Source organism: Streptomyces sp. NEAU-W12, assembly GCF_026242095.1.
Lineage (GTDB): Bacteria > Actinomycetota > Actinomycetes > Streptomycetales > Streptomycetaceae > Streptomyces.
Genome location: NZ_JAPJDM010000015.1, coordinates 152,798 through 167,087, shown reverse-complemented (window position 1 = coordinate 167,087; position 14,290 = coordinate 152,798). Strand labels below are relative to the sequence as shown.

The window sequence follows — 14,290 nt, the reverse complement described above, 5'->3', positions numbered from 1 at the left end:
GGTGACGGGGCGGTGACAGCGGCGGGCCCGGGCGCGGGCGCGGGGCGCGCCACGCGGGTCGGCGCGGGTCGGCGCGGGTCGGCGCGGGTCGGCGCGGGGTTGCGGTGCAGGGGCGGCGGGTGCGGGGGTCCGGGCGGGCTTCGGCTGGGGCCTCGGACGCGGGGAAGCGGTGCGGGACCTCGTACACGGGTCCGGTGCGCGGGTCTTGCGTCCCGCCGTCCGCGCCGGGAAGGTATGGGGCCACAAAGGTACGGATCCGCTCCATTGCCCGCTTCCTCGTCACCACCCCCTGGGGAGTCACCCCGTGAGCCTTCCGCCTCCGCCGTCCTCTCCCCCGCCGTCTCCGTCGTCGTCCTCCGCCGCACCGCGGGCCGGGAGCGCGGACCACGGCACCGGTGGTGTGCCGGACGACTATCTGGACCGCAGGAAGCTGCGCCGCGGCAGCGCCGGCTGGCTGCTGCTGACCGGTCTCGGCGTCGCGTACGTCGTGTCCGGCGACTACTCGGGCTGGAACTTCGGCCTGGCCGAAGGCGGCTTCGGCGGCCTGGCGATCGCCATGGTGCTCATGGGCGCCCTGTACACCTGCATGGTCTTCGCGCTCGCCGAGCTGTCCTCGGTGCTGCCCACCGCCGGCGGCGGCTACGGCTTCGCCCGCCGGGCACTCGGCCCCTGGGGCGGTTTCCTCACCGGCACCGCCATCCTGATCGAGTACGTCCTCGCACCCGCCGCGATCTCCCTGTTCATCGGTGACTACGTCGAGTCGCTGGGCCTGTTCGGCCTCGAGTCCGGCTGGCCGGTCCCCCTCGCCTGCTTCGTGGTCCTCATCGGCGTCCACCTGTGGGGCGTCGGCGAGGCGCTGCGGTTCAGCTTCGTCGTCACCGGGATCGCGGTGGCCGCCCTGGTCGTCTTCGCGCTGGGCGCGCTGCCCTCGTTCGACGCGTCCTCGCTCGACGACATCCCGGTGGACACGTCCGCCTTCGGCGCGAGCTCCTGGCTGCCGATGGGCCTGCTCGGCATCTGGGCGGCGTTCCCGTTCGGCATGTGGTTCTTCCTGGGCGTCGAGGGCGTACCGCTCGCCGCCGAGGAGACCAGGGACCCCGCCAGGACACTGCCGAAGGCGATCCGCTGGTCCATGGGCATCCTCGTGGTCCTGGCGGTGGTCACCTTCCTCGCCGCGGCCGGGGCGCGCGGCTCGGCCGCCGTGCAGGACGCGGGCAACCCGCTGGTGGAGGCGCTCCAGCCGGACGGCGAGGCGACCGTGCTCAGCCGGATCGTGAACTACGCGGGGCTCGCCGGCCTGGTGGCGTCGTTCTTCTCGCTGATCTACGCCGGGTCCCGCCAGCTGTTCGCGCTGTCCCGTGCGGGCTACCTGCCGAAGTTCCTGTCCCTCACCGGCCGCCGCAAGGTCCCGTACCTCGGACTGCTGGTGCCCGGCGCGATCGGCTTCGCGCTGGCCGCCGGCACGGGCGACGGCGCCCGCATGCTGAACGTCGCCGTCTTCGGCGCGACCGTCTCGTACGCGCTGATGTCCCTGTCGCACATCGTGCTGCGCCGCCGCGAACCGGAGCTGCCGCGGCCGTACCGGACGCCGGGCGGGGTGCTGACCTCGTCGGTCGCGCTCATACTGGCCTGTGCGGCGCTGGTGGCGACCTTCCTGGTGGACGTGACGGCGGCCTTCGTCGCGCTGGCGGTGTACATCGCGGCCGTGGCGTACTTCGGCCTGTACAGCCGCAGGCATCTGGTGGCGAAGGCGCCGGAGGAGGAGTTCGCGGCGCTGGCGGCGGCCGAGGCGGAGCTGTCCCGGGACTGACCCGCCCGGTGTCGGAGACGGGGGACGGGGACGGAGGAGCAGAGCATGACGGCCAGGCCGCTGATCGGCATCAGCACGTACGAGGAGTCCGGGGTCCGGTGGGGCGCGTGGCGGATGGACGCCGCACTGCTGCCCCTCGGATACCCGCGGCTGGTGCAGCGGGCCGGCGGGCTGGCCGCGATGCTCCCGCCGGACGCGCCCGAGCAGGCCGCGGCGACGGTGGCCCGGCTCGACGGGCTGGTCGTCGCGGGCGGTCCCGACGTGGAGCCGGCCCGTTACGGCGCCGAGCCCGGGCCGCGCACCGGGCCGCCCGACCGTGCCCGGGACGCCTGGGAGCTCGCCCTGGTCCGGGCGGCGCTGGAACGCCGCGTTCCGCTGCTCGGGATCTGCCGGGGCCTGCAGGTGCTGGACGTCGCCCTGGGCGGCACCCTCGTCCAGCACCTCGACGGCCACGGGGGGGTGCCGGGGGTCTTCGGCCGGCACCCGGTCAAACCGGTGCCGGGCACCCGGTACGCCGACGCCGTCCCGGAGGAGACGTCCGTACCGGCCTTCCACCACCAGGCGGTGGACCGCTTCGGCACGGGCCTGATCCCCTCGGCGTACGCGGCGGACGGGACCGTGGAGGCGGTCGAACTCCCGACGGGCGCATGGGTCCTGGGCGTGCAGTGGCATCCGGAGATGGACGAGGACCTGCGGGTCGTACGCCGTCTGGTTCAGGCGGCCGCTCCACCGTGACCCGCGAGGCACCCCACCGGGACCCGTCCGCGCGGCGCCCGGCGCCCGGCCCCCGGCGCGTGAGGTGCTCAGCCTCGGGTCAGGGCCAGCAGGTCGCGGGCCGGGCCCGTGGGGCGGTGGCCGGTGGGCCAGACCGCGCGCAGGTCGCGGGCCAGGGCGATGCCGTCCACGGGGACGCGGACGAGGCGGCGCATCGTCAGCTCCTCCCCCACGGCCAGTTCGCTGAGGACGGCCGGGCCCGCGCCGCTGACCGCGGCGGCCTTCACCGCGGTCGTGGAGGACAGTTCGATCAGCGGGCGGGCCAGGCCGCCCAGCGCGGTGTCCAGGACCTGCCGGGTGCCGGAGCCCTTCTCGCGCAGGATGAGCGGGGTGGTCGCCAGTTCTTCGGCGGCGAGCGGGCGACGGCGGCGGGCCCAGGCGTGGGACGGTGCCGTCACCACGATCAGCCGGTCGTGGGCGATCACCGCGGAGTCCAGGCCCGTCGGCACGGTCAGCCCTTCGACGAAGCCCACGTCCGCTTCGTCCGCGAGCAGCCGCTGCGCGACCGTCGCGGAGTTCCCGGCCAGCAGGGACACCGCCGTGTCCGGCCGCTGCGCGCGCAGCGCGAGCAGCCAGCCCGGCAGCAGGTACTCGGCGATCGTCATGCTCGCCGCCACCCGCAGTCGTGAGTCCCGGCGGTCCCGCAGTGCCTGGGCGCCGGCGTCGAAGACCTCCGCGGCCTCCACGATCCGCCGTGCCCAGTCGGTGACGAGCGCTCCGGCGTCGGTCAGGCGCGATCCGCGCGGTGAGCGGTCCACCAGCGCCACACCGAGCTGCCGCTCCATGGACCGGACCCGGCTGCTGGCCGCCGGCTGGGTGATGCCCAGCTCGCGCGCCGCGCCGCCCAGACTCCCGACCCGCGCCACCGCCAGCAGCAGTTCCAGCGCCCCGAGGTCCGGCACCCGGTGGGCCAGGGTCCCCGTGGCCACAGGCCGCTGTCCCGCGTGGTCGTCCGTCGCACTCATCACGCCAGCCTATGCCGCGCGGTGCTACCGGCGGCCTGCCGCTCGCAGTTCCCGGGGCAGCACCGCCGCCGCCTCGGCCAGCGACGGCCCGTACCAGGTGAGGTGCCGGCCGCCGACCAGGGCACAGGGCAGTCCGGGAAAGGCGTCGGGTCCGTCGTCGGCGGTGAAGCGGTACGGCTCGTCGGGCAGCACGACGAGGTCCGGGGCCTTTGCGCGCAACGCGTCCAGGGGTACGCGGGGGTAGCGTTCCGGATGGCCCGCGTACAGGTGGTCGATGCCGAGGCGGGACAGCAGGTCGCCGGCGAAGGTGTCGCGGCCCAGCACCATCCAGGGCCGCCGCCAGACCGGCACGACCGCGGTCCGGCGGGTCGCCGGGGCTGCCACGGCCTCCCAGGCGGCTTCGGCGTCGTCCAGCCATCGGGGGCGGGTGCGCACGCCGCACGCCGTGAGCACCCGGGCCAGCTCGCCGAAGGCCTGGGGCAGCGTCCGTACCTCCGTCACCAGCACCTCGAGACCCGCCGCGCGCAGGGCGTCGAGGTCGGGGGCGCGGTTCTCCTCCTCGTTGGCGATCACCAGATCGGGAGCGAGGGCGGTGATCCGGCCGGCCTCCGGGTTCTTCGTGCCGCCGATCCGTACGACGTCCAGTCCGGCGGGATGCGTGCACCAGTCGGTGGCGCCGGCCAGGGCGCCGGGAGCGGACAGCGCCACGGCCTCGGTGAGGGACGGGACCAGGGAGACGATCCGCACGGAACTCACCGGCGGGGCTTGTCCCGGACCGCCTCGATGTGCTCGGCGACGGCGACGACGATCAGCCGCGTCTCCGCGACCGTGGCCCGCCACCGGTGCCGGACGCCTCCGGTGAGGTACAGGGTGTCGCCGCGGCCGAGGCGGTAGGCGCGGCCTTCCGCCTCGATCTCCACGGCGCCGTCCGCCACGTACATCAACTGGTCGTTGCGGAACTGGAGTTCACGCCCGGCGTCGTGGTCGCCGGTGAACTCGGAGGCGTGCATCTGGTGATGGCCCCGCACCAGGGACCGGACACGGGGTTCCGGCAGCTGCTCGGCGCCCTCCGCGCGGACGACGTCGACGCTGCACGCCGGGTCGGCGGCTGCGAGGAGTTCCACGGCGGTGGTGCGCAGGGCGTCGGCGACCTTCTCCAGGGAACTCTGGCTGGGGCGCGCGCGCTCGTTCTCGATCTGGCTCAGGAACGGGACCGACAGGCCGCTGCGCTGGGCCACGACGGCAAGCGTGAGATCGAGCGCGCGACGTCGCCGTCGCACGGCCGCGCCCACGCGCAGTGGCTGTTCTTTGTGGTCGCCCATCGCTTCGGCTCCCTCCTTCGCCCGTCGTCCCGTGTCTGTGCCCGCGTCCGTGCCCGTGGTTCCGGCGCACGCCTCCTGTTGAGCTGTCTGCACCCTACGCATGTTCGGCAGACCGTTTCAGGCGCCTGTCACGTCGTCGTCCTGTGCGGTCGCGCACAACCCACAGTTCACGCCAGCCGATGTGCGAGCCCTCCGGTCCGACGCGCGCAGGACGCAGGGTGTTTCCGCCATTGTCTCCCGAAGAGGGGCGGGAGGTCACGGCGAAGGACCGGAGGCTCGGGGAGGGCGTAGCGCTGCGTGATTGGCCGGATTCCTACCGTGTTCCCGCTCGGCTGTGCGCCCGTCGCAGCGCTGCGCCCGTTGCCGGGCCGCGCGCCCCGTCCGGTCTGTCCGTACATGCCGCGGGGGGGAGCGAGCGGTGCCGGGGGCCACCGCGGCGACCGGTGGTCGCCGCGGTGGCCTTCGGCGTCACTGCGGGGTCATGCGCCCCACCACGTCCGGGTGCTCCTCGAGCCAGGCGGCGACGGCCGCCTCCTCCTTGCCCTGGCCGCGGTCCTTGATCTCCTTCTCGAGCGTGCCGAGCTCGTCCTCACTCATCCTGAAACCCTTGATCCACTTGGTGAGTTCGGGGTACTGCCCGGGGAACGCCTTGTTCGCGATGGTGCGGATGGTGTTGCCCTCGCCGAAGAGCTTCTTGTCGTCCTTCAGCTTGGTCAGCTCGTACTCGCTGTACGACCAGTGCGGGGACCAGAGGGTGACCGCGATCGGCTCCTTCTTGGAGTAGGCGCGCTTGAGCTCGGCCAGCATCGCCGGCGTGGAGCCGTCGACGACCTTGTACTCCTCGTCCAGGCCGTATCCCGGCAGGACCTTGTTCTTGAGCAGGTCCATCTCGCCGGTGCCCGGTTCGATGCCGACGATCCGCCCGTCGAAGAGGTCCGCCTTGCCCTTGAGGTCCTCGAGGGACTTGACGTCCTTGACGTACGAGGGGACGGAGACCTCCAGCGAGGTCGGCTCGTACCAGGTGCCGAGGTCGACCAGTTCGTCCTTGCTCCGGTCCCAGAAGTTCTTCTGGGCGTACGGCAGCCAGGCGTCGAAGTTGAGGTCGATGTCCCCACTGGCGAGGCCGGTGTAGACCGGGCCGACCTCCATCTGCTTCAGGTTCATCCGGTAGCCGCGCCGCTCGAGGACGTTCTTCCACAGGTAGGTGATCGCGACGTCCTCCTCCCAGGGGAACCACGCGACGGTCAGCGGACGCTTCGCCTCGGCCGGGGTGGCGGCGGAGGCGGACTTCACCGGGGCCAGCTCGTCGACGACGTCCGGGTTGTCCTTGAGCCAGGCGCGGACGGCAGCCTGCTGCCTGCCCTTGCCGGCCTTGTTGATCTCGGCCTCCAGGCCGGTGAGTTGCTCCTCGGTCATCGAGAAGTTCTTCAGCCACTGGCCGACGGTGGGGTTCTCGGCGGTGAAGCCCTTGCGTCCCAGGGTGTGCACGGCGTCGCCCTCGCCCCAGGTGCCCTTGGGGTCCTTCAGCTTCTTGAGGTCGTAGTCGCTGTACGCCCAGTGCGGCGACCAGAGCGTGACGACGACCGGCTCCTGCTTGCTGTAGGCGCGCTTGAGCTCGGCCAGCATCGCCGGCGTGGAGCTGTCGACGACCTTGTACTCCTCGTCCAGGCCGTAGTCCGGCAGGACCTTGTCCTTGAGCAGGCCCATCATGCCGGCGCTGGACTCGATGCCGGTGATCTTCCCGTCGAAGGTACCGGCCTCGCCCTTGAGGTCCTCGAGGGAGTCGAAGTCCTCCATGTAGGCGGGCACGGCGAGTTCGAGCGTCGTCTCCTCGTACCAGGTGCCGAGGTCCTCGAGCCTGTCGCCGTACTTCTTCCAGTACTCGGCGTGGGTGGTGGGCAGCCACGAGTCCGTCTGGAAGTCGATGTCGCCCTGCGCGAGCGCGGTGTAGAGCGGGCCGGCGTCGAACTGTGTGGCCTCGACCTCGAAGCCGCGCCGTTCGAGGACCTCCTTCCACAGGAAGGTGGAGGCGACCCCCTCGTCCCAGGGGATGTAACCGATGGAGACCTTCTTGCCGTTGCCGACGTTCCCGGTCTCGGCAGCGGTGCCGGTACCGCCGCTTTTGCCGCTGCCGCCGAAGACGCCCATGCCGCCGGCCACCAGGGCCAGGACGACGACACCGATCACGGCGACCTGCGGGCGGGGCCGGTAGGACCAGATCTTCAGCCCCTGCGCGGCGCGGGCCTTGGCGGCGGCGCGCCGGCCGAGCGGGGACACCTGGGTGCCCAGGGCGCCGGTCATGCGGTCGAGATAGATCGCCAGGATGACGATGGCGAGGCCGGACTCGGCGCCGAGACCGATGTTGAGCTGGCCGATGGCCTCGATGACGGCACCGCCGAGGCCGCCGGTGCCGACCATGCCGGCGATCGCGGCCATGGACAGACCGAGCATGATCACCTGGTTGACGCCCGCCATCACGGTGGGCAGCGCCAGCGGCAGCTGGACGCGCAGCAGCGTGTTGCGGGGCGTGGTGCCGAACGCCTCGGCCGCCTCCACCAGGTCCTTGTCGACCTGGCGGATGCCCAGCTCGGTCATGCGCACGCCGGGGGCGAGCGCGAAGATCAGGGTGGCGACGATGCCGGGGGCGGGCCCCGTCCCGAAGAAGAGGATCGCCGGGATGAGGTAGATCATCGCGGGCAGCGTCTGCATGAAGTCCAGGACCGGCCGCACCAGGGCGCTGACCCGGTCCGAACGTGCCGCCCAGATGCCTACGGGCACTCCGACGACCAGCGCGATGAGGGTGGCGACGACGACCAGTGACAGCGTCACCATCGAGTCCGCCCACAGTTCCATGGAATCGATGAAGGCGAATCCCAGGAAGGTGAGGACACCGGCGAGAGTGCCGCGCAGCCAGAAGGCGATCACCGCGAAGATACCGGCGAGCAGCAGCGGCTCGGGCGCCTGGAGGACGGCGTTGACGCCGTCGTAGGCACCGGTGAAGACGGCCTTGAAGAAGTCGAACAGCCAGGTCACATGAGCGAGCAGCCAGTCGACACCGCTGTTGACCCATTCGCCGAGCGGGATCCTAGGCACGGGCCATCACCTTCTCGCCCTCACCGCGCGGGGAGTCGCAGGTACCGGGGGCGCCCTCCTCGTCGCCGATGAAACCGACGAGCCGCTGCCGGGGCACGACGCCGATGACCGCGCCCTCGCCGTCGAGGACCGCCACGGGGTGCGCCGCGCGGGCGCTCATCGCGCACAGGTCGGTGAACGGCGTCTGCGCCGTCGCGGTCTCGCACGTGCAGTCGGCCTCGTCGCCGCGCACCTCGCGCTCCATCACGGCTCCGGCGGTCAGCACCCGGGAGCGGTCGACGTCCTGGGTGAAGGAGGCGACGTAGTCGTTGGCCGGGCGGATCAGGATGTCCTGCGCGGTGCCGATCTGCACGATACGGCCGTCGCGCATCACCGCGATGCGGTCGCCCAGGCGCATGGCCTCGTTGAGGTCGTGCGTGATGAAGACGATCGTCTTCTTCAGCTTCTTCTGCAGCTCCACCAGCTGGTCCTGCATGTCGCGGCGGATCAGCGGGTCGAGCGCGCTGAAGGACTCGTCCATCAGCAGCAGGTCCGCGTCGGTCGCGAGCGCGCGGGCGAGGCCCACACGCTGCTGCATGCCGCCGGAGAGCTCGTCGGGCCACGACTTCTCCCAGCCGGCCAGGCCGCACAGGGCGAGCGCCTCGTCGGCGCGGCGTTCGCGCTCGGCGCGGGGCACGCCCTGCACTTCCAGACCGTAGGCGGCGTTCTCACGGACGCTGCGGTGCGGGAACAGCGCGAAGTGCTGGAAGACCATGCTGATCTTCTTGGAGCGGACCGCGCGCAGCTCGCGGTCGGACAGCGCGGTGAGGTCCTCACCGTCGAACCGGACCGATCCGGCGGTCGGCTCCGACAGGCCGTTCAGCATGCGCAGCAGGGTGGACTTGCCGGAACCGGACAGGCCCATGACGACGAAGATCTCGCCGGGCTCCACGGTGAACGAGGCGTCGATGACGGCCGCCGTGGTTCCGTGGGCACGCAGCTCCTCACGGTCGGTCTCGTTCTGGCGCAGTCTCTCGACTGCCTGGCCCGGTCGTCTGCCGAACACCTTGTAGAGGTGTTCGGCCTCTAGCCTGGTTGACACGCGTACCTCTTGTCTCGACGGCGATGGAGCGGAGCGGCGCCCGCCGGGACGGCTCACGCGTGCGGACGGTTGAACCTGCAACCGGCATCGCTCCGGGGCCGCGCCTCCCCCTTTTCCCCCACCCCAAACACCATCGTGTCCTGCGTCACATTCAGGCCGCGCCGTGCCGTGCGCGGCGCGGCCCGGGCCGGTGCCGTCGGGCGGCTGCCGGGCCCTGTCGGTGGCGTACGGCATGATGCGGAGCGTGACCGGACGACTGATGCTCCTCGATACCGCTTCTCTTTACTTCCGGGCCTACTTCGGTGTCCCGGACTCCGTCAGGGCCCCGGACGGCTCGCCGGTGAACGCCGTGCGCGGGCTGCTCGACTTCATCGACCGCCTGGTCAAGGACCACCACCCGGACGATCTGGTCGCCTGCATGGACGCCGACTGGCGCCCGGCGTGGCGGGTGGAGCTGATCCCCTCCTACAAGGCGCACCGCGTGGCCGAGGAGCGCCCGTCGGGCCCCGACGAGGAGGAGGTGCCCGACACGCTGTCTCCTCAGGTGCCGGTCATCGAGGCCGTGCTGGACGCCGTCGGCATCGCGCGCGTGGGCGTCCCCGCGTACGAGGCGGACGACGTGATCGGCACGTTCACCGCGCGGGCGCGCGGCCCGGTGGACATCGTCACCGGGGACCGCGACCTGTACCAGCTGGTGGACGACGCGCGCGGGGTGCGGGTGCTGTATCCGCTCAAGGGCGTCGGCACGCTCCAGATCACCGACGAGGCCGTGCTGCGCGAGAAGTACGGGGTGGGCGGCTCGGGGTACGCGGATCTGGCGCTGCTGCGGGGTGACCCGAGCGACGGCCTGCCGGGCGTACCGGGAGTGGGCGAGAAGACCGCCGCCAAGCTGCTGGCCGAGTTCGGCGACCTGGCCGGGATCCTGGCGGCGGTCGGCGACCCGCAGGCCGGGCTCACCCCGACCCAGCGGAGGCGCCTCACCGAGGCGGGCCCGTACCTGGCGGTCGCCCCGAAGGTCGTACGGGTCGCGGACGACGTCCCGCTCCCGGAGGTCGTCACGGCGCTGCCGCGGACGCCGCGCGACCCGGAGGCCGTACGGGAACTGGCGGCCCGCTGGGGCCTGGGCGGTTCCCTGCAGCGGCTGCTGGCCACCCTCGCGCGGTAGGAGCACCGCCGGTGCGCACGGGTGATCACTGAAAGGAAATGTTAACTTAGGTAAACCTAACTGAGTGACAGGGAGACCCCCATGGCACAGCGACCGGTACGCCAGCCGCGCAGGCCCCACTCCGGGCGGGTGCTCCGCACCGAGCGGCTGACCCCGCACATGCAGCGGGTGGTGCTGGGCGGCGAGGGCCTGGCCGGCTTCACGGCGGACACCTGCACCGACCACTACGTGAAGCTGCTGTTCCCCGCCGAGGGCGTCACCTACCCCGAGCCGTTCGACATGCAGCGGATCCGCGAGGAGTTCCCGCGCGAGCAGTGGCCGGTGACCCGGACGTACACCGTGCGCCACTGGGACGCCGGACATCGCGAGCTGACGCTGGACTTCGTGATCCACGGCGACGAAGGGCTGGCAGGCCCCTGGGCCCGGCGGGTCCTGCCGGGCGAGACCGTGTTCCTCATCGGCCCCGGCGGCGCCTACGCCCCCGACCCGAGCGCCGACTGGCACCTGCTGGTGGGCGACGAGAGCGCGCTGCCCGCGATCGCCCGGTCGCTGGAGGCCCTGCCGAGCGGGGCCAGGGCGTACGCCTTCGTGGAGGTCGAGGGGCCCCAGGAGGAGCAGAAGATCGACTCCGAGGTGACGGTCACCTGGCTGCACCGGGGGGACCGTCCCGTCGGTGAGGCTCTGGTGGAGGCCGTACGGGGCCTGGAGTTCCCCGAGGGCCGGGTGCACGCCTTCGTCCACGGCGAGGCGCACTTCGTGAAGGAGCTGCGCCGTATGCTGCGGGTCGAGCGGCAGATCGCGCGCGAGGACCTCTCGATCTCCGGTTACTGGCGGCGCGGTCACGACGAGGACGGCTGGCAGGCCTCGAAGCAGGAGTGGAACGCACGGGTCGAGGCGGAGCAGGAGCAGTCGGAATCGGCGGCCACGGCCGGCTGAGCCGCCCCCGGGTCGCACCTGGAGCACCCTCGGACCACCACTGATCCGCTGTCCTGCCCGAGCCGGCGTCCCGGTGCCCCGGCCGGCGCACGCGGCGGCTCCGGTCGGGTGAACCCCGGCCCCCGCGCCGCGGCGGGCGGCGTGGCGTGGCGTCCCGCCACCGCCCGCTGCCCGAGGATCCGGGCGCGTGACAGTCACCTTCGAAGAACTCGTGGCCAAGCAGCGTGCGGCGGACGAGGCGCATGTCCGTGTGCGCCATCTGCGGGAGACCTACGGGTCTCCCACGGGCACCAAGTGGAGCAGCCGGCAGACCACCACCTGGGAGACGGCCTGGCGGGCCTGGCGCGACCTGGCCCGTGACGTCCAGGTGGCGGTGAGCGAGCACGCGCAGGCCGAGGGGAAACCGCGCCATGTGGTCGAGGCCGAGGTCAGACGGGCGGTGGGGCACGAGGAACAGGGTGGGGCGGACGCGTAGCCTTGGTCCTCGTGACCCGCAGACGCAGGACCGTCCCGCCCTCCCCGCTGCCGCAGCGCGACGGCGTGGACCCGGTACGGGTGCGGCTGCCCGGTGCGGGGTCGTGGGCCACCGTACGGGACCATCTCGCGGCCCGGCTCCGGGCCGGCTCCGACGTCGTCGACGGCATGTTCGACGCGGGGCTGATCGTGGGCGTGGACGGGCGGCCCGTGCCGGCCGACGCCCCCTATGTGCCAGGACTGTTCGTGTGGTTCCACCGGGAGCTGCCGGCCGAGGTGCCGGTGCCGTTCCCGCTGGGGATCGTGTACCGGGACGAGCACATCGTCGTCGCCGACAAGCCCCACTTCCTGGCCACCACCCCGCGCGGCAGCCATGTCACCGAGACCGCGCTGGCCCGGCTGCGCCGCGAGCTGGGCATCCCGCTGCTGGGCGCCGCGCACCGTCTCGACCGGCTCACCGCCGGGCTGGTGCTGTTCACCGTGCGGCCCGAGGAGCGGGGCGCGTACCAGACGCTGTTCCGCGACCGGCTGATCCACAAGGAGTACGAGGCCGTCGCGCCCCATGACCCGGCGCTCGTCCTGCCCCGGACCGTGCGCAGCCGGATCGTGAAGGAGCGCGGGGTACTGGCCGCCCGCGAGGTCGAGGGCGAACCGAACGCGCTCAGCCGGGTCGAGCTCCTGGGCCACCGGGCCGACGGCCTCGCCCGGTACCGGCTGGTGCCCGGCACCGGGCAGACCCATCAGCTGCGGGTGCACATGAACGCCCTGGGCGTGCCGGTCCTCGGCGACCCCCTGTATCCGGAGGTGACCGGCCCCGTCCCGGCCGGTGACTTCCGGCGCCCGCTGCAACTGCTGGCGCGGACACTGGAGTTCACCGACCCGGTGACGGGGGCACGGCACCGGCTGCACAGCGGCCGGACGCTCACGGCGTGGACGTCGTACGAGGACTGGGCCGCGGACGACCGCGCCGACGACGGCCGCGCTCCGGACGGCCGAATCCCCGAGGCACCGGCCGGCACGGCCCGGACCGCTGTCCAGCGGCCGCCGCCGGCCCCCCTCGCCCCCGGTCAGTAGCCGCGCCACCAGCACAGGAAGCGCTGCCAGGCGCCCGGCGCGCGAGCCGGCTCCGCGGGGCCGGCAGCGGCCACCGGCTCGGCGACCGGTGGCTCGGCCGACCGGGCCGCCCGCTGCGGACCCGGCTGCGGGTCCGGTGTCCCGGCCGGCGCCGCGGGCCGCGGGGCGGGGACGTCGTGGTGGCCGAACGGCTCGGGAGAGGTGGCGGACGGCGGTGCCGGCTCCCCCGGTGCGGAACTGCCGATGTGCCAGTCGCGGCGCGGGGCCGTCGGCTGGGCGTCGTGGTTCGGCCGCTCGGTGATGTCCTGCGGCGGCCTGGGGGTGAACCGGACCGGCAGTTCGACGAGATGGCGCGAGGCGATCGACTCGGTGTGGCGCAGATCCTCGTCGTCGACGTCGAGCTCGAGGTCGGGCAGCCGCATCAGCAGCGCGTCGACGCCGATCTCGGCGATGGCACGCCCGATGTCCTGCCCGGGGCACTCGTGCGGGCCGCCGCTGAAGGCGAGGTGGGAGCGGTTGCCCTGCATGTGGGCGGTCGGGTCCGGGCGCACCCGCGGGTCCACGTTCGCCGGGGCCGGGGCGAACAGCAGTCCGTCGCCCCGGCGGATGCGCTGGCCGCCGAGTTCCGTCTCCTGTTTGGCGAAGTAGGCGAAGATGGTGCTGAACGGCGGTTCGTCCCACAGCAGTTGCTCCACCGCCTCCGGCACGGTCATCTGGCCGCCGTTGAGCTGGGCCCGGAAGCGCGGGTCGACGAGCACCGTCCGCAGCACGTTGGCGAGGAGGTTGGCGGTCGACTCGTAGGCGGCGATGAGCACCACCCGCAGGTGCTCCCTGACCTCGTCGTCGGTCAGTTCGGCCGGGTGGGTGATGAGATGGCCGGCGAAGTCGTCCTGCGGTTCCAGCCGGCGGCGCGCGGTGAGCCGGCCCAGCACGTCCATGACGTACGCGTTGCTGGCGATGGCGGTCTCGGTGCCCCTGAGCATGTCACGGGCCGACTCGACCATCCGGTCGTTGTACTCGTCGGGCATGCCGAGGATGTGGCACATCACGGCCATCGGCAGGTGCTCGGCGTACTGGCTGACGACCTCGGCCTCGCCCACTTCGCAGAACCGGTTGACGAGGCGCTGGGTGCAGCGGTTGATGTGCCGGCGCAGGCTGCGGAAGTCGATGGTCGACAGGGCGAAGTCGATCGCGCCGCGCAGTCGTTGGTGCTCGTCACCCTCGGCGTGGGCGCACATCGGCTGCCAGGCGATGTGCGGCATCAGCGGGTGGTCGGGTTTGACCAGGCCGTCCCGGAGCGGGGACCAGATGCGGCTGTCGCGGGTGTACTGCGCGGGGGTGCGCACCATGTGCAGGTTCTCGGTGTGGCCGAGGACCACCCACACCGGCACGTCGTCGTGGAGCAGCGCGGGCGCCACGGGGCCGTGTTCGGCGCGGAGTTCCTCGTACAGCTTCTTCAGGTCCGCCGACTCGTGCAGCCGGTGCAGTCCCCCGGGACCCTGCCCGTGCGCGGGGCAGCCGGGGGGCGGGGCGGGACGGGAGCCGTCCGTTCCGGCCGGGGAGTGGGATTCAGGCGTCACAGTGGTCGCTCCGGAG

Annotated in this window: 12 protein-coding genes; 6 read left to right on the top strand and 6 right to left on the bottom strand. The window is 72.7% G+C overall.

Annotated elements, in window-relative coordinates; all coding sequences use genetic code 11:
- Positions 1 to 400 precede the first annotated feature (400 nt).
- Together eat and ORI94_RS20570 are read left to right on the top strand one after the other, a co-directional pair.
- Positions 401 to 1,810 (top strand): ethanolamine permease, encoded by a 1,410-nt coding sequence (gene eat, locus ORI94_RS20575; RefSeq protein WP_266077725.1) that lies wholly within the window; start codon positions 401 to 403, stop codon positions 1,808 to 1,810.
- Positions 1,811 to 1,855: 45 nt separating this feature from the next.
- A complete protein-coding gene (locus ORI94_RS20570; protein ID WP_266077663.1) occupies positions 1,856 to 2,545 on the top strand; it encodes a gamma-glutamyl-gamma-aminobutyrate hydrolase family protein in 690 nt (229 codons plus the stop codon).
- A 68-nt stretch (positions 2,546 to 2,613) separates the two neighbouring features.
- On the opposite strand, the gene ORI94_RS20565 is transcribed toward ORI94_RS20570, so the two are convergent.
- From ORI94_RS20565 to ORI94_RS20545, 5 genes are all read right to left on the bottom strand, one after another.
- Positions 2,614 to 3,549 (bottom strand): LysR family transcriptional regulator, encoded by a 936-nt coding sequence (locus tag ORI94_RS20565; protein ID WP_266077661.1) that lies wholly within the window; start codon positions 3,547 to 3,549, stop codon positions 2,614 to 2,616.
- A 24-nt stretch (positions 3,550 to 3,573) separates the two neighbouring features.
- Positions 3,574 to 4,305 (bottom strand): helical backbone metal receptor, encoded by a 732-nt coding sequence (locus ORI94_RS20560; protein ID WP_266077659.1) that lies wholly within the window; start codon positions 4,303 to 4,305, stop codon positions 3,574 to 3,576.
- Positions 4,302 to 4,871 carry a helix-turn-helix domain-containing protein gene (locus ORI94_RS20555; RefSeq protein ID WP_266077657.1) on the bottom strand — a complete coding sequence of 190 codons (570 nt, stop codon included), beginning with the start codon at positions 4,869 to 4,871 and terminating at the stop codon, positions 4,302 to 4,304. Before ORI94_RS20555 ends, ORI94_RS20560 begins: the two co-directional genes overlap by 4 nt.
- Positions 4,872 to 5,339: 468 nt before the next feature.
- Positions 5,340 to 7,964 carry an ABC transporter permease/substrate binding protein gene (locus ORI94_RS20550; protein ID WP_266077655.1) on the bottom strand — a complete coding sequence of 875 codons (2,625 nt, stop codon included), beginning with the start codon at positions 7,962 to 7,964 and terminating at the stop codon, positions 5,340 to 5,342.
- The gene (locus ORI94_RS20545; RefSeq protein WP_266077653.1) at positions 7,957 to 9,045 is read right to left on the bottom strand and encodes a quaternary amine ABC transporter ATP-binding protein; all 1,089 of its coding nucleotides are present in this window, start codon (positions 9,043 to 9,045) and stop codon (positions 7,957 to 7,959) included. Before ORI94_RS20545 ends, ORI94_RS20550 begins: the two co-directional genes overlap by 8 nt.
- 235 nt (positions 9,046 to 9,280) lie before the next feature.
- Between ORI94_RS20545 and ORI94_RS20540 the strand changes: the two genes are divergently transcribed.
- The 4 genes from ORI94_RS20540 to ORI94_RS20525 all read left to right on the top strand — a co-directional run bounded on the left by ORI94_RS20540 (position 9,281) and on the right by ORI94_RS20525 (position 12,694).
- Positions 9,281 to 10,210 (top strand): 5'-3' exonuclease, encoded by a 930-nt coding sequence (locus tag ORI94_RS20540; RefSeq protein ID WP_266077723.1) that lies wholly within the window; start codon positions 9,281 to 9,283, stop codon positions 10,208 to 10,210.
- An 81-nt stretch (positions 10,211 to 10,291) separates the two neighbouring features.
- Positions 10,292 to 11,146, top strand: coding sequence for a siderophore-interacting protein (locus ORI94_RS20535; protein ID WP_266077651.1), 855 nt, complete (start codon positions 10,292 to 10,294; stop codon positions 11,144 to 11,146).
- A 187-nt stretch (positions 11,147 to 11,333) separates the two neighbouring features.
- The gene (locus ORI94_RS20530; RefSeq protein ID WP_042168457.1) at positions 11,334 to 11,621 is read left to right on the top strand and encodes a hypothetical protein; all 288 of its coding nucleotides are present in this window, start codon (positions 11,334 to 11,336) and stop codon (positions 11,619 to 11,621) included.
- An 11-nt stretch (positions 11,622 to 11,632) separates the two neighbouring features.
- Positions 11,633 to 12,694 carry an RluA family pseudouridine synthase gene (locus tag ORI94_RS20525; protein ID WP_266077649.1) on the top strand — a complete coding sequence of 354 codons (1,062 nt, stop codon included), beginning with the start codon at positions 11,633 to 11,635 and terminating at the stop codon, positions 12,692 to 12,694.
- Here ORI94_RS20525 and ORI94_RS20520 read toward each other — a convergent pair.
- Positions 12,688 to 14,274, bottom strand: coding sequence for a cytochrome P450 (locus tag ORI94_RS20520; RefSeq protein WP_266077647.1), 1,587 nt, complete (start codon positions 14,272 to 14,274; stop codon positions 12,688 to 12,690). The genes ORI94_RS20525 and ORI94_RS20520 overlap by 7 nt on opposite strands.
- Positions 14,275 to 14,290 lie beyond the last annotated feature (16 nt).